We start from the raw sequence: 22,904 nt of genomic DNA, 5'->3' as shown, positions 1-22,904 counted from the left end.
AAAAAGGAACGACGGGCATGAAGAAGTGGACAATCTTGTGTTTCAGTGGGCTGATGGGCCTTGCCGTCGGCCCGCACGCGTTGTCCGCAGAAAGCGAATCGACGACCGCTGCTCCCTACCTGCTCGCCGGCGCGCCGAGCTTTGACCTGTCGATCAGCCAGTTCCGGGAAAAATTTAACGCCGATAACCCGAAGCTGCCTCTGAATGAATTCCGTTCCATATCAACCAGCCGCGATCGGGCTAACCTGACCCGCGCCGCCAGCAAGATAAACGAAAATCTCTATGCCTCCACCGCGCTGGAGCGCGGCACGCTGAAGATCAAATCCATGCAGATCACCTGGCTACCGATCCAGGGGCCGGAGCAAAAAGCGGCGAAGGCCAAAGCGCTGGAGTATATGAGCGCCATGATCCGCGCCTTCGTGCCCACCCTTAGCCCGGCGCAGAGCCAGCAAAAACTGCAGAAACTGCTGACCGCCGGCAAAGGCAAACGCTACTTCGCCGACACCGAGGGCGCCGTGCGCTATGTGGTGGCAGATCATGGCGAAAAGGGTCTGACCTTCGCTATTGAACCGATTAAGCTGGCGCTATCTGAAACGCTGGAAGGTAACAATAAATGACAAAAAGCAAAGCCTTTCCAGTGACGAGTCTCTATACTGTTTCACAGACCATGCTGCCCTCTGGGGCGGCTATATTCCTTAATTCGCTTAAGTAGCGTGGAGAATTAAAATGCGACATCCTTTAGTGATGGGTAACTGGAAACTGAACGGCAGCCGCCACATGGTAAACGAACTGGTTGCGAACCTGCGTACCGAGCTGGCTGGCGTAAGCGGCTGTGCAGTTGCCATCGCCCCGCCGGAAATGTATCTGGACCTGGCTAAGCGTGCGGCAGAAGGCAGCCACATCCACCTGGGCGCGCAGAACGTTGACGTGAACCTGTCCGGCGCTTTCACCGGTGAAACCTCCGCCGAAATGCTGAAAGATATCGGCGCGCAGTACATCATCATCGGCCACTCCGAGCGTCGTACCTACCACAAAGAATCCGACGAGCTGATCGCGAAGAAATTCGCCGTGCTGAAAGAGCAGGGTCTGACTCCGGTACTGTGCATCGGTGAAACCGAAGCGGAAAACGAAGCGGGCAAAACGGAAGAAGTTTGCGCGCGTCAGATCGACGCGGTACTGAAAACGCAGGGCGCTGCCGCTTTCGAAGGCGTGGTTATCGCTTACGAACCCGTATGGGCTATCGGTACCGGCAAATCCGCGACCCCGGCTCAGGCTCAGGCGGTGCACAAATTCATCCGTGACCACATTGCTAAAGCTGACGCCAAAATCGCTGAGCAAGTGATCATCCAGTACGGCGGTTCCGTTAACGCTGGCAACGCAGCAGAGCTGTTCACCCAGCCGGACATCGACGGCGCGCTGGTTGGCGGCGCTTCCCTGAAAGCAGACGCTTTCGCGGTGATCGTGAAAGCTGCAGAAGCGGCGAAAAAAGCCTAATCCGCTTTTCCCGGCGGCGACACGCGACCGGGATGACTGATAACTCTCTGAAGCCCGGCTTCGCACAGCGCAAGCCGGGCTTTTTTTGCCGCTACAGTTTCCCCAACAGCTGATACCAGGCGTAGTCCAGCGGCAGCAAAATCAAATAGCTCACCGCCGCCAGCGCCAGACACAGCAGCATCCCCGCCCTCGCCGGGACCTTGCCTAACCCCATCGCGACCACGATCGGCGACGCTTGATACGGCAGCAGCGGCGTGGAATAGCCCAGCACCTGAATCATAATTATGCTCAGCAACGGGAAGCCGGTGGCGTCGGCAAAGCTCTGGGCAAAGGTGGTGTAGAGCGCCGGCACGCCGTTGGCGGTCATAATAAAGTTCAGCGCGCTGGTTATCCCGGTCAGAGCGAGAAAGCTGGTGAAAGGATTGTCTTTATCCAGGGGCATCACTTCCAGCAGCGCATTGCCCACCACGCCGCCAATCCCGGTTTGGGTGACGGTGATCGCCAGCCCCAGAATCCCGGCGACGTAGATGCAGGTGCGCATATTCACGCCGCTGGCAAACTCCTCGCCGCTGATAAAGCCCACCCGCGGCAGCAGCGTTACCACCGCCGCCGCCAGGCCGGTCCACGCCGGGCCGACGCCGTGCCAGCTCTCGGTCACCCACAGCGTGAGGACCACCGCCAGCAGCCACGCCAGACGCTTCTCGTCGCGGCTCATCGCCGGCAGCGGCGCCAGGTCGCGCGGCGGATGCGGCTTACCAGGAAACAGCCAGCAGATTAGCGCCACCAGCACCGCCCCTTTCAGCCAGCCAAGCACCGGCGTATGCAGCAGTAAATAGGGGACATAATTCAGGTGGATACCGTACGAGCCTTCCGCCGCGCCGCTCATCACCAGATTCGGCACGTTGGCGGGCAGAATGGTCGCCGACAGCTGAAAGGTGCCGAATCCCACCGCCAGCGCCAGGCCGAACCAGCCGCGGCTACCGTCGGCAATGGCCGCCCGGCGGGCCATCGCCGCCACGATCGGCATCAGCAGCGCGATGCGCCCCATGTTGGAAGGCATCACGAACGCCAGGGCGTAGCTCAGGAGTACCACGCTGGCGACCATCCGCGGCCAGGAGTCGGTTAGCCGCGCAGACAACGCCTGCGCCGCCCGGTCCGCCAGCCCGGTTTTACGGATCGCGATGCCGAGCACAAAGCCGCTGAACACCAGCCAGAAGGCCGAGGAGGCAAAGCCGCCAAAGATCACCTCCGGCGGGGCGATTTTCGCCATCATCGCCGCAGCGAAAAACAGCAGCGCGGTGATAAACTCCGGCAGCAGCGACGTCGCCCAGAGCACAATGGTGACGCCGACAATCAGTGAAGGGAGGAACAGCGGGTGGGTAAGCCAGAGCGACATGCCTGTCTCCTGTCGTTTTTTTCAGCAAGAATACGACGACAGGTAAGACAGGTAAACGCCAGAACTAGTGGTTTGCGTTAAGGATGGCGCAGCGATGATCCTGAATCTCTTCCGCCGAGGCCCGGTTCAGGGAGAGCAGGTTACGCTCCGTCGCCAGCAGCACCAGCGAGCCGTCGCCCTGCTGGGCCATCGCCAGCGCGAAGCGTCCCATATGCTGACGCGCCTCCGGCACCTCTTCCGCCAGCATCAGGAATGGGCTGCGCTGGGCCAGCTCCGCCTCCGTCACCCGGCGCGCCAGGTATTCATGGCCCTCAAGCCCACCCGGTAGCGGCAGCCAGCGGCTGCTGATCGCCGCCGCATCCTTATCTAACTGCGCGCGCACATCGGGGCGCAGGCAAGAGATATGAATATGGAAATGGTTTTGCGTGCGTCCGCTGCGCGAGTTGATTGCCAGCGATACCGCGTTATCCGGGACCGGCGCGCCGTGGCGCTGGCTCATGATTTCACGCCCCTGCCAGGCCTGCCAGAAGAAGTTGGGCGTCAGCGGATCCAACAGCAGCGGGCTTTCGGTGCCGTTAATGCGGTAGGTCGGCATCAGCAAATACTGCAGCGGGCCGTTACGGTCTTTAAACAGCACATAGCCGCCCTTGAGGTTCACTTCGGCGCACGGCGACGGGTTTTGCTGCTGTTGCTGATGGGGAACGCACTGCTGCAGAACAATCTTGCGCAACGCGTCCGGGTTGCCAGAGTGCAGCCAGTAGTAGCCGCCGGCCAGCGCCGCGAGGATCGCCACCAGCAGCGCCAGCAAAAAGTATCTTACTCTTCTCATTTTCATTCCCTGTTAAGCCTGAAGCGGAAGAGTAACGTAATTTGATGACTAAATGAAAACAGATGACGGGCGGGGCGCTTTTCCGGATGGCGTCTGGCGCGTTGCCCGGGCTACGCTGGCAGCCTGTAGGCCCGCGCAAGCACAGCCACTGCAGGGCGATGGCAGCAAGCCCCGCCGGAGCGGGGCTGGAGAGGTTTAACGCTGGCTAATCTGGTCGAAGGTGCCGCCGTTGGAGAAGTGCGCTTTCTGCGCTTTCGTCCAGCCGCCGAACTCCTGATCGATGGTGAACAGCTTCAGTTTCGGGAATTCATTAGCATATTTCTTCGCCACGTTCGGATCGCGCGGACGGTAGAAGTTCTTCGCCGCAATCTCCTGGCCTTCCGGCGAGTAGAGATACTTCAGGTACGCTTCCGCCACCTGGCGGGTGCCTTTCTTATCCACGACTTTATCGACCACCGAAACGGTCGGCTCAGCCAGAATCGACTCACTCGGAGTCACGATTTCAAACTTGTCTTTGCCCAGTTCGTTGGTCGCCAGCAGCGCTTCGTTTTCCCAGGCGATCAGCACATCGCCGATCCCGCGTTCTACGAAGGTATTGGTCGAACCGCGCGCGCCGGAGTCCAGCACTTCCACGTTTTTATACAGCGCCTTGACGAACTCCTGGGCTTTCGCCTGGTCGCCATGGTTCTGATGCAGGGCATAGCCCCAGGCCGCCAGGTAGTTCCAGCGAGCGCCGCCGGAGCTTTTCGGGTTCGGGGTAATGACCGACACGCCCGGTTTGATCAGGTCGTTCCAGTCATGGATCTGTTTCGGATTGCCCTTACGGACGAGGAACACGATGGTGGAAGTATAGGGCGCGGAGTTATCCGGCAGGCGCTTCAGCCAGTTTTTATCGATACGGCCGCGCTCGGCGATCGCGTCGACGTCGTAGGCCAGCGCCAGCGTAACCACATCCGCTTCAATACCGTTAATCACCGAGGTCGCCTGCTTGCCGGAGCCGCCGTGCGACTGGCGGATCACCACGTTGTCGCCGGTCTCCTGCTTCCAGTGCGCGCTGAACGCTTTGTTGTACTGTTCGTACAGCTCGCGCGTTGGATCATAAGATACGTTTAATAGCTGAATGTCTTTTGCCAGAACGCTGGCGGATGCCAGCAACAGAGTTAACCCTACGCCCCACTTATTCATCGCACCGCTCTCTTTATGTCGTGTTGTGATGGGCTAAGCGTGCCAGAAAGCGATTCAATGATTAAAGAATAAAAAAAGATTGGCTATAACTTGCGAGTATAAAGGAAGGGATAAGGATCACCCCCTCCCTGGCGGGAGAGGGCGCGAAGCGATTAGACTTCTTCCATGCGGCCCAGCAGCGCCTGCAGACGCTCCTGCCAGCCCTGCTGCTGCTCTTTCAGCTGGCTGTTTTCGCGCTCCAGCTCTTCACGACCATGCTGCGCGCTCTGAACTTCCTGCGCCAGGGTGTTGTTCTTTTCTTTCAGCTCTTCGATTTCCATCTGCAACAGAGTGATGGTATCAATCGCCTGCTGAACCTTAGATTCTAATTTCTCAAACACTTCTAATGACATCGTCATACCTCTCCTGAACTTGCAAGGCGTTGATAGAAACTGGTGTTTCGTATACGCGGTCCCGCCTTAACGAAAATTAGCGCACATAGCGGTGTTATCGTCGATTGTATGAATCCCCGCCTCCCCTGTCCAGCGGCAAGCCGCGCAGATTGCGGTTTGCAACACTTTTCAGTCTTTACCTGGTACTTTCAGCGCAGTTCGCTCGTACTTCATGAGCCATTGTTAATTTTATGGTTAACAAAATGCGAGGTGAAACGCTCCGGCAGCGCGCTCAATGCGCGCAAATGGCGCGAAAACGCTCATTTTCTTGACGTGGTACACACATTTGAAGTTCGATATTTCTCGTTTTTGCTCGTTAACGATAAATTAACACTATGCCTACATGGCAATATGGTCGTCTGTGACCACCCTACATACAATAATCATCACCACGCTTCAGGATTCGATTATGAGCCAAACATCAACCTTAAAAGGCCAGTGCATCGCAGAGTTCCTCGGTACCGGGTTGTTGATCTTTTTCGGCGTTGGGTGCGTGGCTGCGCTCAAGGTCGCGGGAGCCAGCTTCGGACAATGGGAAATCAGCATCATCTGGGGTCTGGGCGTCGCCATGGCGATCTACCTGACCGCCGGGGTATCCGGTGCGCACCTTAACCCTGCGGTGACCATCGCGCTCTGGCTGTTCGCCTGCTTCGATGGCCGCAAAGTGGTTCCTTTTATTATTTCGCAATTCGCTGGCGCCTTTTGCGCTGCGGCATTAGTTTACGGGCTTTATTACAATCTTTTCCTCGATTATGAAACCACCCACCATATGGTACGCGGCAGCGTGGAAAGCCTTGATCTGGCTGGCATCTTCTCCACTTACCCGAACCCGCATATCAATTTTGTGCAGGCCTTCGCGGTAGAGATGGTGATTACCGCTATCCTGATGGGCGTCATCCTGGCGCTGACCGACGATGGCAACGGCGTGCCGCGCGGCCCGCTGGCGCCGCTTCTTATCGGCCTGCTGATCGCGGTGATTGGCGCCTCCATGGGCCCGCTGACCGGCTTCGCCATGAACCCGGCGCGTGATATCGGCCCGAAAGCCTTCGCCTGGCTGGCCGGCTGGGGTGATGTCGCCTTCACCGGCGGCAAAGATATACCTTATTTCCTGGTGCCGCTGTGCGCACCGGTGGTCGGCGCGGCGCTGGGCGCGTTCAGCTATCGTAAGCTGATTGGCCGCCACCTGCCTTGCGACACCTGCGTGGACGAAGAGCAACAGAGCCCCTCCTCTTCCACCACTCAACATAAAGCTTCGCTGTAATCTGACTACGGGACACCGACTATGACCGACAAAAAATATATCGTTGCGCTTGACCAGGGCACTACCAGCTCCCGGGCCGTTGTGATGGATCATGATGCCAATATCGTCAGCGTCTCCCAGCGAGAATTCGAACAAATTTATCCTAAGCCAGGCTGGGTCGAACACGACCCGATGGAAATCTGGGCGTCCCAAAGCTCGACGCTGGTCGAAGCGCTGGCCAAAGCGGATATCAACTCCGATCAGATCGCGGCCATCGGTATCACCAACCAGCGTGAGACCGTGGTGGTGTGGGAGCGTGAGACCGGCAAACCGATCTATAACGCCATCGTCTGGCAGTGCCGCCGCACCGCAGAGATCTGCGAGCAGCTCAAGCGTGACGGGATGGAGGAGTATATCCGCAAGGCCACTGGCCTGGTGGTGGACCCCTACTTCTCCGGCACCAAGGTGAAATGGATCCTCGACCATGTCGAAGGTTCCCGTGAGCGTGCGAAGCGCGGTGAGCTGCTGTTTGGCACCGTGGACACCTGGCTTATCTGGAAGATGACCCAGGGTCGCGTGCACGTCACCGACTACACCAACGCCTCGCGCACCATGCTGTTCAACATCCACGACCTGGACTGGGACGACAAGATGCTCGACGCGCTGGATATTCCGCGCGCCATGCTGCCGGAAGTGCGCAAGTCGTCCGAAGTGTACGGCCAGACCAACATCGGTGGTAAAGGCGGGACCCGTATTCCTATCGCCGGGATCGCCGGTGACCAGCAGGCGGCCCTGTTCGGCCAGCTGTGCGTCAAGGAAGGGATGGCGAAAAATACCTATGGCACCGGCTGCTTTATGCTGATGAACACCGGCGAAAAAGCGGTGACCTCCACTCACGGTTTGCTGACCACCATCGCCTGCGGTCCGCGCGGCGAGGTGAACTACGCTCTGGAAGGGGCGGTGTTTATGGCTGGCGCCTCCATTCAGTGGCTGCGCGACGAGATGAAGCTCATCAGCGATGCGTTCGACTCCGAGTACTTCGCCACCAAAGTGAAGGACACCAACGGCGTGTATGTCGTGCCCGCGTTCACCGGTCTTGGCGCGCCCTACTGGGACCCGTATGCCCGCGGCGCGATTTTCGGCCTCACCCGCGGCGTGAACTCGAACCACATTATCCGTGCGACGCTGGAGTCCATCGCCTATCAGACCCGCGACGTGCTGGAAGCAATGCAGGCTGACTCCGGTATCCGTCTGCACGCCCTGCGCGTGGACGGCGGCGCGGTGGCCAACAACTTCCTGATGCAGTTCCAGTCCGATATCCTCGGCACCCGTGTGGAGCGTCCGGAAGTGCGCGAAGTCACAGCCCTGGGCGCCGCCTATCTGGCCGGGCTGGCGGTCGGCTTCTGGCAGAACCTTGATGAGCTGCAGGAGAAAGCGGTGATTGAGCGCGAATTCCGCCCGGGCATTGAAACCACCGAGCGCAACTATCGCTACAGCGGCTGGAAGAAAGCGGTGAAACGCGCCCTGGCGTGGGAAGAGCACGACGAAGCGTAAGATTGTTGAGGTATTCCCGGCTGGCGGCGTAAACGCCTTGGCCGGGATACAACCAGCAGGCCGCACACCCCGTAGCCCGGCTAAGCGCAGCGCGAGCCGGGGAGAAGCCGCGCCAGCGCATAAATCCCGGGGTATCCCCGGGTTGCGGCGTAAACGCCTTACCCGGGCTACACAGCCCGCAGACCACATAATCAGGTAGCGCACCGCCTCCGGGTTTTTATCAGCCAAACACCGGCAGCAGCAGAAACAGCTTAATCACCAGCGCGTTGACGATATCGATAAAGAACGCCCCCACCATCGGCACCACCAGGAAGGCCATGTGCGACGGGCCAAAACGGTCGGTAATCGCCTGCATATTGGCAATCGCCGTCGGCGTTGCCCCCAGACCAAACCCACAGTGGCCCGCCGCCAGCACCGCGGCATCGTAGTTTTTGCCCATCATCCGGTAGGTGACGAACACCGCATACAGCGCCATCGCCAACGCCTGGACCGCCAGGATAATAATCATCGGCAGCGCCAGGGAGGCCAACTCCCACAGTTTGAGGCTCATCAGCGCCATGGCGAGGAACAGCGACAGGCTGACGTTGCCCAGCACTGACACCGCGCGATCGAACACCCGATACAACCCCGCCAGCGCCAGGCTGTTGCTAAGGATCACGCCGATAAACAGCACGCAGACGAAGGTCGGCAGCTCAAAGACGCTGCCCGCCAGCAGTTGCGCAACCACCTTGCCCAGCGTCAGACAGATGGCGATCAGGGCGATACTCTCGATCAGCACCAGCGACGTGATCACCCGCCCCACGTCCGGCTTTTCAAAGGCGGTCGGCGCCACCTGATCGTCCGGCGTCCCGTCAGGAGAGGAAGAGTGCTTCACCAGGTAACGCGCCACCGGGCCGCCGATCAGACCGCCGAGCACCAGGCCGAAGGTCGCGCAGGCCATCGCCACCTCCGTGGCATTGGCAAAGCCATAGCGCTCAATGAACAGCTTGCTCCACGCCGCGCCGGTGCCGTGGCCGCCGGAAAGGGTGATAGTGCCGGCCAGCAGCCCCATCAGCGGATCCAGCCCCAGCAGCTTCGCCATGCCGATACCGAGAGCGTTCTGCAGCAGCAGCAGACCAACCACCACAATCAGAAAGGTACCCAGCACCTTGCCGCCCGCCCGCAGGCTGGCGAGGTTGGCGTTTAGCCCGATGGTGGCGAAGAACGCCAGCATCAGCGGATCTTTGAGGCTCATATCGAAATCAATTTCGATATCCATACTTTTTTTCAGCACCAGCAGCGCCAGCGCCACCAGCAGACCGCCGGCAACAGGTTCAGGAATGGTGTATTGCTTGAGGAGGGGAACGGTTTGGACGAGTTTTCTGCCGAGTAACAGCACAAGCGTTGCGGCAACGAGCGTCGATAAGGTATCGAGATGAAACATAAAAAGCTCCTTATGGCGCATGATCCATTCACACGCGACGATATTCCTGGTGTCTTTAGCTTCTCATCATGAGGAGTCAGAGGGGGATTTTACGCAGAACGGCGGAAAAAATGACAGGAAAACATATTTTGTATCCTGAATGATGCGATTTAGCATACAAAATGTTAATTATCTCGTTGCGCATATTCACGGCATAAATTTTTATGGGCAATCGCTGGCAAACGTTTGCTTTTGGTCTACAGTCCGATAAAATTCCCGCTTTGCCACCTTGGGATTGCTTGTGATGTCCGTTAACACCGCAGAGTCAGAAAATGCGCAACCGGTTGCGCATAAACCAGCCAGCGAATTAATCTACCGCCTCGAAGATCGCCCACCGCTACCGCAAACCCTGTTCGCCGCCTTCCAGCACCTGCTGGCGATGTTTGTCGCGGTGATCACCCCGGCGCTGTTAATCTGCCAGGCTCTCGGTCTCCCGGCGCAAGATACCCAACATATCATCAGCATGTCGCTGTTCGCCTCGGGCGTGGCCTCCATTATTCAGATCAAAGCCTGGGGCCCGGTCGGTTCCGGACTGCTCTCCATCCAGGGCACCAGCTTCAACTTTGTCGCCCCGCTCATCATGGGCGGCACCGCGCTGAAAACCGGCGGCGCCGACGTCCCGACAATGATGGCCGCCCTGTTCGGCACCCTGATGCTGGCCAGCTGCACGGAAATGGTCCTCTCCCGCGTCCTGCATCTGGCGCGCCGCATCATTACCCCGCTGGTCTCCGGCGTGGTGGTGATGATTATCGGCCTGTCGCTGATTCAGGTCGGATTGACCTCCATCGGCGGCGGCTACGCGGCGATGGCCGACCACACCTTCGGCGCGCCGAAGAACCTGCTGCTGGCGGGCATCGTGCTGGCGCTGATCATCATTCTCAACCGCCAGCGTAATCCCTATTTGCGCATCGCTTCGCTGGTGATTGCCATGGCGGCGGGCTATCTGGCGGCGTGGTTCCTCGATATGCTGCCGGCCAACACCGCCCCGACCAACAGCAGCCTCATCACCGTTCCGACGCCGCTGTACTATGGCCTCGGCATCGACTGGAGCCTCCTGCTGCCGCTGATGCTGGTGTTTATGATCACCTCCCTGGAAACCATCGGCGATATCACCGCCACCTCCGATGTCTCCGAGCAGCCGGTCTCCGGTCCGCTGTATATGAAACGCCTGAAAGGCGGCGTGCTGGCTAACGGCCTCAACTCCTTTGTTTCCGCGGTCTTCAACACCTTCCCGAACTCCTGCTTCGGCCAGAACAACGGCGTGATCCAGCTGACCGGCGTCGCCAGCCGCTACGTCGGCTTTGTGGTAGCGCTGATGCTGATCGTCCTCGGGCTGTTCCCGGCGGTGAGCGGTTTCGTACAGCATATCCCTGAGCCGGTGCTCGGCGGCGCCACGCTGGTGATGTTCGGCACCATCGCCGCGTCCGGCGTGCGCATCGTCTCCCGCGAGCCGCTGAATCGCCGGGCGATCCTGATTATCGCCCTGTCGCTGGCGGTGGGCCTCGGCGTGTCGCAACAGCCGTTGATCCTGCAGTTCGCGCCGGACTGGCTGAAGAATCTGCTCTCCTCCGGCATCGCCGCCGGCGGTATCACGGCGATTGTTCTGAATTTAATTTTCCCGCCGGAAAAAGCCTGATTTAACGCGCCCCCGGTCGTGCCATCGGCCGGGACGCCCCCCTGTTGTCCTCCACCGCCTGCTCCGTCACGGAAATAAACCACGCCTGCCTTGAGAAGTGCGCCTAAATCGGGCATAACACGGTTATGTGCATCTCACAGAATGGAAGACCATGAAATTTCTTGGAAAGCTGATTCTCTGGCTGCTAGTCGCTCTGCTGCTCGTCATGGTTGGCGCGTGGTTCCTGCTGCAAACCCACTGGGGCGCCCGCCAGGCCAGCGCCTGGCTCAGCAATGGCACCGGCTGGCAGGTCTCCTTCGATGCGATGGATCATGATTTCTCCTCCCCTCTGCATGTGCAGTTGCAAAACGTCACCTTTGGCCGGGAAGGCAAGCCGGCAACCCTGGTGGCGAAAACGGTCGATATTGGCTTCAGCACCCGCCAGTTTAGCGACCCGCTGCATGCGGATGAGATTGTCCTTAACGACGGTACCCTGAATCTGTCCCCCCACTCTGCCGACCTGCCGTTCGCTGCCGACCGGCTGATGTTGCGCAATATGGCTTTCAATAGTCCGGAAACCGGCTGGGCGCTCAGCGCGCAGCGCGTCACCGGCGGCGTCAGTCCATGGGCGCCGGAGGCAGGCAATGTGCTGGGGAAAACGGCGCAGATCCAGATGAGCGCGGGTTCAATGACGCTCAACGGCGTCGAAGCCAGCAACGTCCTGATTCAGGGCAAGATTGATCAGGGCGAAGTCACCCTCTCCACCCTCGGCGCCGATGTCGCCCGCGGCACCTTAACCGGCAATGCGAAACGCAGCGCCGACGGCAGCTGGCTGGTGGATAACCTTCAGCTAAATGAGATCCGACTGCAGAGCGCCGCCTCGCTGGCCGACTTTTTCGCGCCCTTAACCACGGTCCCCTCTCTGCAGATTGGCCGCCTGGATATCACCGACGCCCGCCTGCAGGGGCCGGACTGGGCGGTAACCGACCTCGACCTGAACCTGCGCAACCTGACGCTCAGTCACGGCGGCTGGCAGAGCCAGGACGGCACGCTGTCGATGAATGCCAGCGAATTTATCTACGGCTCGCTGCACTTTTTCGACCCGATCGTGAATGCCGAATTTTCACCCCAGGGTATTGCCCTGCGCCAGTTCTCCTCGCGCTGGGAGGGCGGCATGGTGCGAACCTCCGGCAACTGGCTGCGCGCCGGTAACGCGCTGGTGCTCGACGACACCGCCTTCGCCGGGCTGGAGTACACGCTGCCGGCGAACTGGAAGCCGCTGTGGATGACGCCGCTGCCGGCCTGGCTGCAAAGCCTGACGCTGAAAAAATTCAGCGCCAGCCGCAACCTGATCATCGATGTGGACCCTGCCTTCCCATGGCAAATTACCGCTCTCGATGGCTATGGCGGCGAGCTTCAGCTGGTGAAAAACGGCAGCTGGGGGGTGTGGAACGGTAGCGCGACGCTGAACGCCGCGGCGGCGACTTTTAACCGAATTGACGTGCGCCGCCCTTCACTCAAGCTGAGCGCCACGGCGTCGACGCTCAATATCACTGAGCTCAGCGCGTTCACCGAGCGCGGTATCCTGCAGGCCACCGCCGCGGTATCCCAGCTGCCGCAGCGCCAGGTCAATCTGAGCTTGAACGGCCGCGGCGTGCCGCTGAATATTCTGCAGGCCTGGGGCTGGCCTTCGCTCCCCATCAGCGGGGATGGCAATCTCCAGCTGACCGCCAGCGGCAGCGTGCAGGCCGATGCCCCGCTCAAGCCGACGGTCAACGCACAGCTTAGCGCCGTGAACATGGAGAAACAGCAGGTGGCGCAAACGATGCGCAACGGCGAGGTCAATACCGCCCCCGCCGCGCCAGCGCCCGCTCCCGTCACGCCATAGCGATATCCCATCATCCTCTCCCCCACGGGAGAGGGAAGGCTTCTCTGCAAAAACGCCGCTCTGGCTACGCCCTCTCCCTGTCAGGGAGAGGGTCTGCAGGCATTCTGAAACCTGTGTGCAATAAGCGCCTATCTGTGCCTATTTACCGCTACTGGTTCCCTTCAAATATCAGAGTTGCTATAACCAAAATACTGGAAGTCGATAAAAAACCGCTCCCTGTCCCTACAAAAATATAAAAGGATCAATCATGCCTGAAATACGTCAGCGTATTCTGGAGAATATGCAAAAATTCTCCCGGGCCATGATCGGCGCCGTATTGTTCTTGCCGGTCATTGGCTTAATTCTGGCCCTCAGTTCAGTATTAACTAATCCGACATTAATTGCTGAAACCAGTTTCCTGCACCAGCTTGGGCAGATGCTCGGCGACACCTTTTGGCCTTTATTTGGCAACCTCGGCTTATTATTTTGCGTCGGCATTAGCTATGGTCTGGCAAAAGATAAAAAAACCGAAGTCGCGCTGGTTGCGGTGATGTGCTTCATTATGTTTCTTGGCGCCAACCACTCCTGGCTGGAACACACCCACGGACTCGCCGAAAAAATTAACGGTGAATATTATGGCACCGGGCAAACCCAGCTGCTGGGCTTTGTGGTGGTGGATATGGGCGTTTTCCTTGGCATTATTCTCGGCTGCACCATCGCGTGGGTGCACAATAAAGTCTCTACCATTGACCTGCCCGGCGCGCTGTCGATGTACGGCGGCGCCAAGCTGACGCTGGTGGCGATGACGCCGGTGGTTATCTTCTACGCCATCGCCTTTACCTGGATTTGGCCGTTTATGACCCACGGCATCTCCGCCCTCACCGGCTTTATGAAAAATGCCGGGGTCGCCGGGGTCTTCGTCTATGGTTTCTTTGAAAAATTTCTTATCCCGACCGGCCTGCACCATTTTGTCTGGTCCCCCTTCCAGCTCACCCAGATTGGCGGCACCCTGAACGTGGACGGCCAGGTGGTCTCCGGTACCCAGGCCATTTTCCTCGCCTATATGCGCCACCCGGATCTGACCCCGGTGATGAATGAGGCCCTACGCTTCTCACAGCAAGGGATGACCACCATCTTCGGCCTCGCCGGCGCCTCGCTGGCGTTCTACCACACCGCGAAGCCGGAGAAAAAAGTAATGGCTAAGGCGATTCTGCTGCCGGCGATTATCACCTCCATGCTGACCGGCATCACCGAGCCGATTGAGTTCACCTTTTTGTTTGTCTCGCCGCTGCTGTGGGTGATCCATGCGACGTTAACCGCCGCCTCGCAGGCCATTTGCGACCTCTTCACCGTACGCCCCTGGGGCGCATCGGGCCTGATCGAATTTCTGATCTATAACCTGCCGCTGCCGGTCTCCTTAACGCGCTGGCCGGGATATGTCCTTATCGGGATCGGCCAGTTCGCCGTCTACTACGTGATTTTCCGCACCCTGGTGGTGAAGCTGAATCTGAAAACGCCGGGCCGGGAAGATGACGAGAGCGTGAAGCTCTACAGCAAAGCGGAGTACCGCCAGAAAGTCGCGCAGCCGCAGTCGGTTACCGATGACATTATCCGCGGCCTCGGGGGCAAGGAGAATATTCTCTCCGTCGATAATTGTTTTACTCGTCTGCGCGTAGCCGTGCGCGATATGGCGCAAGTTGATGACGCGCAATTAAAAAATACCGGCGCCAACGGCGTGGTGCGCAATCGTAATGAAGTTCAGGTTATTTATGGCGTAAAAGTGGGACAGGTACGTTCCCGGGTTGATAACTGGTTAGCAGAAAATTAATGAGGAGTTTGTATGAAATTAACCGTATTAGGCGGGGGCGGCGTTCGCTCTGCATTTTTAGCGAAATCTCTGGCATATAATGCTCACCGCATTGGTTTAACGGAGGTGGTTTTTCTCGATAACTCTGCGGATAATCTGGCGATATTTGGCGAAATTGCCCGCTATGTATTTACGACCATTCGCCCGGATATTCATTTCACGACCACCACCGACCCGGTCGCGGCGCTGCAAAACGCCAATTATATTATTACCACCCTGCGGGTCGGCGGCGATGAAAGCCGCATTCGCGACGAGCGCATTGCGCTGCAACATAACACCCTCGGCCAGGAGACCACCGGCGCCGGCGGCTTCGCGATGGCTATGCGCTCGATCCCGGCGATCCTCGACTATTGCCGGCTGATCGAAGCCCATGCCGCCGAAGACGCCATTCTGTTTAACTTTACCAACCCGTCAGGCCTGGTGACGGAAGCGATCGTCAAGTCCGGCTTTAAGCGTCGGGTCTATGGGATCTGCGATGCGCCTTCCGAGCTGATTCGTGAATTGCCGGCGATCCTCGGCTGTGAGGAGCGCGACCTGAGCGTGGAATGCTATGGGCTGAACCATTTCTCCTGGTTTACCCACTTCACCGTGCGCGGGGAAGCGGTGACCGAGCGGCTGATCGCCAGCCCGGCGCTGTACCAGAAGACCGCGATGCAGTACTTCTCACCCGAGCTGGTGCGGCTGTGCGATAACCAGTTACTCAACGAATATCTCTATTATTACTACTATCGCGACGAGGCGCTGAAGGCGATTCAGGGGGCAGGCGAAACGCGCGGGGAGCAGATCGCCCGTATCAATCAGGAGATGCGCCAGGCGCTGCGCACCGTGGATGCCAGAACGCAGCCGGAAGCCGCCTTCAATATCTGGATGCAGCACTACCTGCGCCGGGAAAACAGCTATATGCAGAACGAATCCCGGCAGGAGAAATTTCATACCCGCGAGCCGCTGACGCTGCGGCAGTTTATCGAAGAGCCGGACACCGGCGGCTATGCCGGGGTGGCGCTGGATATTCTGGAAGCGGTGAACAGCACCACCACCAAGCGGATCGTGGTGTCGATCCAGAATAATGGCACGCTCGACTTTTTGCGCCCTGACGACGTGATTGAGATCAGCTGCGACCTGAGCCGGGAGGGCCTCAGGCCGGTCACGCCGACGAAGGTGCCGACGGCGCAGAAGAATATGATTTCCTGCGTGAAAGAGTATGAGCGGCTGGCGGTAGCGGCGATCCTGCAGCAGGATAAGTCGCTGGCGGTGCGGGCGCTGATGGCGCACCCGCTGATCGGTTCCTGGTCGCTGGCGAAAACCCTGGTCGAAGCTTATCTCGACGATAAGCAGTTCGCCGCCTGGCGGTAAATCACTGACCGGACCTGGAGGCGTAGGCCGGGTAAGGCGCAGCCGCCACCCGGCAACATGGCGGCGCGGCGCCTGATATATTGCCCGGCGGCACTGCGCTTAGCGGGGCTAGCTATTGCCAGGTGCGCGGGTAAACCACATCTTCAGTAGCCGCTCAAAGCCTAGGATGCAGTAGCCGAAAAACGGGTTGCTCCAGTAAATATCATCGTCGAACTTCTGCGGATCGTGAATGATAAACGCCGTATCCGCAGCCTGCGCCAGCGGGCTCTGATAATCACCGGTAAAGCAGACCAGGTTGATCTCCTTCCCCTCCATGGCCTTCACCCAGTTGAGCGCCGAGCTGCTGCGCCCGGATTTAGAAATGATCCAGATGGAGTCGAAGCGAGCGGCGTTTTTCTGCTCAAGGATTTCGTAATCCGGCCACAGCGCCAGGCTGGCATTCACCCCAGTGACGAGGAACTTGTTATAAATATACTGGGCAATCAACTGCGAAAAACCGCTGCCGTGGATCAGGACGCGCTGCTGCGCAAGGCTTGCCAGCAGCGGCGTCAGCGCCTCCGCCGGCTGAATGCTCATATAGTCGATATCGTTGGTGACATCGAGCTTCGGCATGGTGATATTGAACTTGATGAAATAGACCAGCTCCAGCCAGCCGCTGAACTTAAGCTTTTTCGCCAACCGCACCAGCGAGGAGGGGTTACTGTAGCACTGCTCCGCCACGGCGCGGATCCCCTGGCGGATACACAGCTCCGGGTCGTTCTGGATAAAGCGCAGCACGGTCATTTCCGTTTTGCTTAGCTTCACGTCACGAAAGATATTTTCTAAGTCCATGGCGGGCTCCTCTCAGCGGCAGCATACGCTATCACCGTTCAGGAATAGCGTCTGCGGCCTGAGTCACCAGACTGAAATGAATGTTACTTTTTGTACAAAAATGGAATAAAAAAACCCTCTCCGCCGAAATGAGGGTGAACAAGGCGAGAATAATGGGGAGGGTGGCGCCGTCGCCCATGATGCCGTAGCCATTTTTCTCTTTGACGGACAAAACAGGATCTTTCATATGGGCACAATTCCCTTGGCGGCACCACAGATGGGTACCGGTTACATTTTTTATCAGCCTTTGCCGCAGGAAGATGAATTAGGTCATTATCAGAATATGTTTCATGTATTTTGCGATCGCGTTAGCCTGAAAAGAGTATGAAAAAGTGTAACTCATGGATTTTGAACGGATTTGTCTCAGACTGTTCTGCAAAGTCCAGTTTTAACAGTAAAAAAGTGCGTTCAGGTATGTGGTAAACGGCTGAAAGTAGCTATAATGCGCCCCGCCTCCATGTAGCAATCGAGGCGCGGAAGATCGTCATCTCCGGTGAGGTGGCTGGACTTCAAATCCAGTTGGGGCCGCCAGCGGTCCCGGGCAGGTTCAACTCCTGTGATCTTCCGCCAGTTTGCCTCTGCTCGCCCACAGCCACGCCCAACCAAACTGAGTCGCAAAACCCATCATCTCAGCCAATCATTTTCATCCAAACCCTGCGTTATTTTGTCTCCTGCAAACCCGTTACACTGACGCAAAGGCCGCGTGTCGTTGCCAACCGAAACAGGAGAGCCATGATGACCCCCGAACTGAGACACTGTTTTTCCATTACCATCCAGGTTGATAAACCGGTGATAGTCTCCCGCAGTCCGCAGACCGGCAAGCGCCAGCTGATCCCGATTCTCGGCGGCAGCGTCTCGGGTCAACTGCGCGGCCACGTGCTGCCCGGCGGCGTCGATAGCCAGATTATCGGGCCCGACGGCACATGCAGGCTATCCGCCCGCTATGCCCTGCAGGTGGAGGAAGGGACGGTGTACGTGGAAAACAACGGTATCCGCCGGGTGCCGGCCCACTATCATGACCAACTGTTCGCCGACGATATGCGCTTTTTTAGCACTATTCCGCCGGAAGATATCTATTTTCGCACCGTCCCCACCTTCGAGGTGGATACCCCCGCGCTCAGCTGGCTAACCACCTCGCTGTTTATCTGTGCTGGCGGGCGTACTCAGGATGGGGTGATGCTCGATTTCTATCAGGTGGGCTGATTTTCACTTTCTGCATATAACTGTTATTGCCGTTAACCCGTTTTTCCCCTCCCGGCACCGGTCTACTATCGCGTCATCGCTTTATTCACCCGATTCACAGACCGGAGCAGTTATGAAAGCTATCGCCATTACTCAAGCCGCCGCTGACGGCGACAATATCCCTTTTTTAACCGAGATCGACCTGCCGGTCCCCTCCGCCCACGGGCGTGACCTGCTGGTTGCCGTGAAGGCGGTCTCGGTCAATCCGGTAGACACCAAAGTGCGCGCCGGCTTCCAGGGCGACACGCCGCGGGTGCTGGGCTGGGACGCCGTTGGCGTGGTGCAGTCCGTCGGCGAGGAAGTGACGCTGTTCGCGCCAGGCGATGAGGTCTGGTACGCCGGCGCCCTGGGCCGGGCCGGCAGCAACAGTGAATATCAGCTGGTGGATGAGCGCCTGGTGGCGCACAAACCGCGCACCCTCGATAACGCCTCCGCCGCCGCGCTGCCGCTGACGGCGATCACCGCCTGGGAGCTGCTGTTTCACCGTCTCGGCGTCACGGAAGGCGGCAACGCGGGCGACACGCTGCTGATCGTCGGCGCGGCGGGCGGCGTGGGCTCGATCCTGACCCAGCTGGCCAGCAAACTGACCGCCATGACGGTGATCGGCACCGCCTCGCGTCCGGAGAGTCAACGGTGGGTCCGCGAGGCGGGCGCGCACCATGTTATCGATCACAGCAAGCCGCTCGCCGACGAGCTGGCGCGTATCGGCATCAACGCGGTGACCCATGTCGCCAGCCTGACCAACACCGACCAGCACTTCAACGCGCTGATTGACGCCCTCGCCCCGCAGGGCAAGCTGGCGCTGATTGATGATCCGGAGACCCTGGACGTGGTGCCGCTGAAAGCCAAAAGCCTCTCCCTGCACTGGGAATTTATGTTCACCCGCTCAATGTTTGAGACGGATGACATGATCGCCCAGCATCAGCTGCTGACCCGCGTGGCGGCCCTGATCGACAACCACACGATCAAAACCACCCTCGGCGAACACTACGGCGCCATCACTGCCGACAATCTGCAGAAAGCGCATCGCCAGCTGGAAACCGGACGCGCGGTGGGCAAGATTGTGCTGGAGGGATTTTAAGATGATAACCCTGCTCGCCGTGCTCAAGGCGAAACCAGGCCAAACGGACGCGCTGCGCCAGGCCCTGCAGAAGCTGCTCCTGCCGACGAGACAGGAGCCGGGCAATCTCGACTACGCGCTGTTCCAGCTGCGCGACGCGCCGGACACTTTCTACATGCGCGAAGCGTGGCGTGGGCAGGACGCCCTTGATGCGCATGTAGAGATGCCCTATTTTCAGGCGTTTGTTACGCAGATGGAGCGTCTGCTGGCTGAGCCGCTGCGGCTGGACTACCTGACGGCGATTGAGCCCTAAGCGGACCAGCAGGTGGGGGGCGACAAATCACGCCCTTCGCCTGCCAGGCTCAAAAATTGGCGGGAAGCGGTTGGGCGATAGTCATCAACACCCCGCGGTGGATAATAATATAACCGCCTTTGCGCAGCTCCGACAGAATCGACATAATGCGGCTACGCGACAGGTTGGTACGCCGCTGGATAAACCTTAATACATTGATCTGTCTACGGTACGTCTCCGAATAGACCGCCAGCTCCATTAACAGGATGCGCACCATCTGGTAAGAGTCCACCCCCAGCAGCTCCCGCTCGCGCATGCTCAACACCATCAACCGCTGCGTCAGGATATGGGCCATCTCCTGCCACAGGTTTTTCTCATTCAGGATATTGACCGCAGCCTGATGCGCTATCCAGCGCCCGCTTAAATCCGTCTCAGCAAACAGAGAACTGTGGCGTATATCCGGGAGTCCGTTAAACACGCCATAATTATCAATTAATCCCAATATAGCCGGGGCGAGGACCGTCGATATCACCAGTTGATTTTCCGCAAAGCAAACTGAAGCCACGCCTTCTTCGAGGAGAATGAAGCCGGATTCGCTTTGGGCCAAGGGAAAATGGTAATAGTTTGACTGCGCCAGTTCAAAAGGGGTGCTGACAGGCCGGAACGCGGATAATAAGGATTCCACCGCAGGTAACGGTTTTGTTCGTCGTCCATAAAAAAAAGAGGGTAATGACCGGGAATTCTGGCCGTTGGCGTCAGGTTTCGACATCGTGTTGTGTCATTAAGTCAGGTTGAAGGGCATGATTTTCAGCGGTAATAGTATCAACACGCGCAATCATGAATAAAAACCAAGTCGTTTCCATAATAAAAAGAGTGTAAGCATTATTATCGGCATAAGCGGTTTACCTCGATTTTACATCACTAAAAAACAATAATTTTCGTAAATATTTATACGGCTTAGCCGCTTAAATGATAAACCAGCCTTATAAATTGCGGCTCCGGCGACTCGCTCGCTTACGCCGTACCTGATGCCGCTTTCCCCCTCGCATCTCTCCCAGTCCAGGCTACCCTTATCGATGCCACTGATCACCCGCATCCATCTCCCGCTCTATTCGATCAAGAGGTTTCGCTATGCTGATCAACGCTATAGGTACCTACTCCGCCAGCCAGCCGCTGGAATCAATGGCCATCACCCGCCGCGAACCGGGGCCGCAGGATGTGCAGATCGCCATCGCCTACTGCGGCGTCTGCCACTCCGATCTCCACCAGGCGCGATCGGAATGGGCGGGAACGCTCTATCCCTGCGTGCCGGGGCATGAAATTGTGGGCCGGGTCACCGCGGTCGGCGACGCTGTCTCGCGCTACGCCGTCGGCGATCTGGTGGGCGTCGGCTGCATGGTCGATAGCTGCCAACAGTGCGAGGAGTGCGCTGAGGGGCTGGAGAACTACTGCGACCATATGGTGCTGACCTACAACGGACCGACTCAGGACGCGCCGGGCCACACTCTGGGCGGCTATTCACAGCAGATCGTGGTTAAAGAACACTACGTGCTGCGGATAACCCATCCCGAAGCGCAGCTGGCCGCCGTCGCGCCGCTGCTGTGCGCCGGGATCACGACGTACTCGCCGCTGCGCCACTGGCACGCCGGGCCGGGTAAAAAAGTCGGCGTGGTCGGCATCGGCGGCCTTGGGCATATGGGAATCAAGTTGGCCCACGCCATGGGGGCTCACGTGGTGGCCTTTACCACCTCCGAATCCAAGCGTAATGCGGCCAGAGCGCTGGGCGCCGATGAGGTGGTGGTGTCGCGTAACGAAGACGAAATGGCGGCCCACGTCAAAAGCTTCGATTTCATCCTCAACACCGTGGCGGCGCCGCATAATCTCGATGCCTTCACCACGCTGCTGAAGCGCGATGGCACCATGACGCTGGTGGGCGCTCCGGCCACGCCGCATCCGTCGCCGGAAGTGTTCAATCTGATCATCCGCCGCCGGTCGATTGCCGGGTCGATGATTGGCGGGATCGCGGAAACTCAGGAGATGCTCGACTTCTGCGCTGAACACGGCATCGTCGCCGATATCGAACTGATCCGCGGGGATGAGATCAACGAAGCCTGGGAAAGAATGGTCAAGGGCGATGTGAAATACCGCTTCGTGATCGACAGCGCGACCCTCGCCGGCTAAGCGCCGCGGCGAAAGGTGCGCCGCCATTCGGTCGGACTGACGCCAAAGCGCGCCTTAAACTGCTGACGCCAGGTGACGGCAGAGAGATAACCCACCGCCTCCGCCACCTGCTCAACCGGCAGATCGCCCGCCTCAAGCAGGCTCTGGCTGCGGCGCAGGCGTTCGGCGGTCAGCCAGTCGGTAATGCTCATCCCGGTCGCCCGGGCGAAGTGGCGGGTCAGGCTGCGGCGGCTCATCGCCACCACCCGGGCCAGCGAATCAAGATTATGCGGCTCGGCAATATGCTGCTGCAGATAATCCAGCAGGCAGTTGATTCGCGCATCGCGGGTGTTTTTCGGCACCGGCTGGGCGATGAACTGCGCCTGGCCGCCCTCGCGGTGCGGTGAAACAATCAGCCGCCGGGCGATCTGGTTGGCCGCGAGGCTGCCGAAACGCTGGCGGATGATGTAGAGGCAACAGTCCAGCGCCGCCGCGGTGCCCGCCGAAGTAATGATCCGCTGGTCGTCGACGTACAGGGCGTTGATATCCAGCCGCACCTGCGGAAACCGACGCTGAAAATCCTGCTCAAACTCCCAGTGGGTCGCCGCGCGTTTCCCGTCCAGCAGCCCGGCGTAGCCCAGGACGAACGCGCCGAGGCACAGACCGACGATTTCCGCGCCGTTATTCCGGGCCCGCACCAGGCTATCAAGCAGCGCCTGCGGCGGGCGGCGGTCAACCTCGCCCCAGTAAGGCACCACCACGATATCCGCCTGTTCCAGCACGGCGTAATCGCCGCTGGCGTACAGCGCAAAGCCGTCGCGGGCGCGCAGCAGCCCCGGCCGCTCGGCGCAAATGTGCAGGTTAAAGCGTTTGCTTTCAGAGACCGAATCGCCAAACAGCATGCAGGGAACGGCGTAATGAAACGGGCTAAAGCCCTCTACGGCAACAATCGCCACGTCGGTGAGTTTCATCGTTCCTTCCCCTTGC

The 22,904-nt window shown here is 58.9% G+C and carries 21 protein-coding genes and 1 tRNA gene; 13 read left to right on the top strand and 9 right to left on the bottom strand.

Features of this window, described 5'->3' with window-relative positions:
• Positions 1–17 precede the first annotated feature (17 nt).
• Together LGM20_RS00545 and tpiA are read left to right on the top strand one after the other, a co-directional pair.
• Positions 18–617, top strand: coding sequence for a YiiQ family protein (locus LGM20_RS00545; RefSeq protein ID WP_023291378.1), 600 nt, complete (start codon positions 18–20; stop codon positions 615–617).
• 109 nt (positions 618–726) lie between these two features.
• A complete protein-coding gene (gene tpiA / locus LGM20_RS00540) occupies positions 727–1,494 on the top strand; it encodes a triose-phosphate isomerase (RefSeq protein WP_002922909.1) in 768 nt (255 codons plus the stop codon).
• A 91-nt stretch (positions 1,495–1,585) separates the two neighbouring features.
• Here the strand turns inward: tpiA and LGM20_RS00535 are convergent, their stop codons facing one another.
• The 4 genes from LGM20_RS00535 to zapB form a co-directional block, all read right to left on the bottom strand.
• Positions 1,586–2,890: an SLC13 family permease gene (locus LGM20_RS00535; protein WP_044525056.1), complete on the bottom strand. Its 1,305-nt coding sequence runs from the start codon at positions 2,888–2,890 to the stop codon at positions 1,586–1,588.
• Positions 2,891–2,954: 64 nt separating this feature from the next.
• Positions 2,955–3,725 carry a CDP-diacylglycerol diphosphatase gene (locus LGM20_RS00530; protein WP_072096576.1) on the bottom strand — a complete coding sequence of 257 codons (771 nt, stop codon included), beginning with the start codon at positions 3,723–3,725 and terminating at the stop codon, positions 2,955–2,957.
• 189 nt (positions 3,726–3,914) lie between these two features.
• Positions 3,915–4,904 carry a sulfate ABC transporter substrate-binding protein gene (locus LGM20_RS00525; RefSeq protein WP_023291381.1) on the bottom strand — a complete coding sequence of 330 codons (990 nt, stop codon included), beginning with the start codon at positions 4,902–4,904 and terminating at the stop codon, positions 3,915–3,917.
• 152 nt (positions 4,905–5,056) lie between these two features.
• Positions 5,057–5,302, bottom strand: a complete 246-nt coding sequence (gene zapB / locus LGM20_RS00520) for a septal ring assembly protein ZapB (protein ID WP_086075620.1) — start codon at positions 5,300–5,302, stop codon at positions 5,057–5,059.
• A gap of 442 nt (positions 5,303–5,744) precedes the next feature.
• Between zapB and LGM20_RS00515 the strand changes: the two genes are divergently transcribed.
• Both LGM20_RS00515 and glpK read left to right on the top strand, forming a co-directional pair.
• Positions 5,745–6,596: an MIP/aquaporin family protein gene (locus tag LGM20_RS00515; protein WP_012967047.1), complete on the top strand. Its 852-nt coding sequence runs from the start codon at positions 5,745–5,747 to the stop codon at positions 6,594–6,596.
• Between the two features lie 21 nt (positions 6,597–6,617).
• On the top strand, positions 6,618–8,129 hold the full coding sequence (glpK, locus tag LGM20_RS00510; RefSeq protein ID WP_004873089.1) for a glycerol kinase GlpK: 1,512 nt from the start codon (positions 6,618–6,620) through the stop codon (positions 8,127–8,129).
• 220 nt (positions 8,130–8,349) lie between these two features.
• Here glpK and gltS read toward each other — a convergent pair whose 3' ends face one another.
• Entirely contained in the window at positions 8,350–9,552 is a 1,203-nt protein-coding gene (gene gltS / locus LGM20_RS00505) for a sodium/glutamate symporter (protein WP_032454381.1), read from the bottom strand.
• A 283-nt stretch (positions 9,553–9,835) separates the two neighbouring features.
• On the opposite strand from gltS, the gene LGM20_RS00500 reads away from it, so the two are divergent.
• The 4 genes from LGM20_RS00500 to LGM20_RS00485 all read left to right on the top strand — a co-directional run bounded on the left by LGM20_RS00500 (position 9,836) and on the right by LGM20_RS00485 (position 16,293).
• Positions 9,836–11,227 (top strand): nucleobase:cation symporter-2 family protein, encoded by a 1,392-nt coding sequence (locus LGM20_RS00500; RefSeq protein WP_004150226.1) that lies wholly within the window; start codon positions 9,836–9,838, stop codon positions 11,225–11,227.
• Positions 11,228–11,378: 151 nt separating this feature from the next.
• Positions 11,379–13,094, top strand: coding sequence for an AsmA family protein (locus LGM20_RS00495; protein ID WP_044525058.1), 1,716 nt, complete (start codon positions 11,379–11,381; stop codon positions 13,092–13,094).
• Positions 13,095–13,341: 247 nt separating this feature from the next.
• Positions 13,342–14,901: a PTS transporter subunit EIIC gene (locus tag LGM20_RS00490; RefSeq protein ID WP_044525059.1), complete on the top strand. Its 1,560-nt coding sequence runs from the start codon at positions 13,342–13,344 to the stop codon at positions 14,899–14,901.
• A 12-nt stretch (positions 14,902–14,913) separates the two neighbouring features.
• Positions 14,914–16,293, top strand: coding sequence for a family 4 glycosyl hydrolase (locus LGM20_RS00485; RefSeq protein WP_032454377.1), 1,380 nt, complete (start codon positions 14,914–14,916; stop codon positions 16,291–16,293).
• Positions 16,294–16,401: 108 nt separating this feature from the next.
• Here LGM20_RS00485 and LGM20_RS00480 read toward each other — a convergent pair whose 3' ends face one another.
• Together LGM20_RS00480 and LGM20_RS00475 are read right to left on the bottom strand one after the other, a co-directional pair.
• Positions 16,402–17,124 (bottom strand): MurR/RpiR family transcriptional regulator, encoded by a 723-nt coding sequence (locus tag LGM20_RS00480; RefSeq protein ID WP_044525060.1) that lies wholly within the window; start codon positions 17,122–17,124, stop codon positions 16,402–16,404.
• 31 nt (positions 17,125–17,155) lie between these two features.
• Positions 17,156–17,350, bottom strand: coding sequence for a hypothetical protein (locus LGM20_RS00475; RefSeq protein WP_044525061.1), 195 nt, complete (start codon positions 17,348–17,350; stop codon positions 17,156–17,158).
• Between the two features lie 288 nt (positions 17,351–17,638).
• On the opposite strand from LGM20_RS00475, the gene LGM20_RS00470 reads away from it, so the two are divergent.
• From LGM20_RS00470 to LGM20_RS00455, 4 genes are all read left to right on the top strand, one after another.
• Positions 17,639–17,733 (top strand) — tRNA-Sec (locus LGM20_RS00470).
• A 165-nt stretch (positions 17,734–17,898) separates the two neighbouring features.
• Positions 17,899–18,366 carry a DUF3237 domain-containing protein gene (locus LGM20_RS00465; protein ID WP_032454383.1) on the top strand — a complete coding sequence of 156 codons (468 nt, stop codon included), beginning with the start codon at positions 17,899–17,901 and terminating at the stop codon, positions 18,364–18,366.
• A 112-nt stretch (positions 18,367–18,478) separates the two neighbouring features.
• Positions 18,479–19,486, top strand: a complete 1,008-nt coding sequence (locus LGM20_RS00460) for a zinc-binding alcohol dehydrogenase family protein (protein WP_044525062.1) — start codon at positions 18,479–18,481, stop codon at positions 19,484–19,486.
• A gap of 1 nt (position 19,487) precedes the next feature.
• Entirely contained in the window at positions 19,488–19,778 is a 291-nt protein-coding gene (locus tag LGM20_RS00455; protein ID WP_023291393.1) for a putative quinol monooxygenase, read from the top strand.
• A gap of 49 nt (positions 19,779–19,827) precedes the next feature.
• Here the strand turns inward: LGM20_RS00455 and LGM20_RS00450 are convergent, their stop codons facing one another.
• Positions 19,828–20,526, bottom strand: a complete 699-nt coding sequence (locus LGM20_RS00450; RefSeq protein WP_044525063.1) for a winged helix-turn-helix transcriptional regulator — start codon at positions 20,524–20,526, stop codon at positions 19,828–19,830.
• Positions 20,527–20,888: 362 nt separating this feature from the next.
• On the opposite strand from LGM20_RS00450, the gene LGM20_RS00445 reads away from it, so the two are divergent.
• The gene (locus LGM20_RS00445) at positions 20,889–21,938 is read left to right on the top strand and encodes an NAD(P)-dependent alcohol dehydrogenase (protein WP_044525064.1); all 1,050 of its coding nucleotides are present in this window, start codon (positions 20,889–20,891) and stop codon (positions 21,936–21,938) included.
• On the opposite strand, the gene LGM20_RS00440 is transcribed toward LGM20_RS00445, so the two are convergent.
• Positions 21,935–22,888 carry a GlxA family transcriptional regulator gene (locus LGM20_RS00440; RefSeq protein ID WP_023291396.1) on the bottom strand — a complete coding sequence of 318 codons (954 nt, stop codon included), beginning with the start codon at positions 22,886–22,888 and terminating at the stop codon, positions 21,935–21,937. The two genes, LGM20_RS00445 and LGM20_RS00440, sit on opposite strands and share 4 nt — an antisense overlap.
• Positions 22,889–22,904 lie beyond the last annotated feature (16 nt).

The organism is Klebsiella quasipneumoniae subsp. quasipneumoniae, assembly GCF_020525925.1.
Taxonomy (GTDB): domain Bacteria; phylum Pseudomonadota; class Gammaproteobacteria; order Enterobacterales; family Enterobacteriaceae; genus Klebsiella; species Klebsiella quasipneumoniae.
This window is presented reverse-complemented; position numbering and strand designations above follow the sequence as displayed.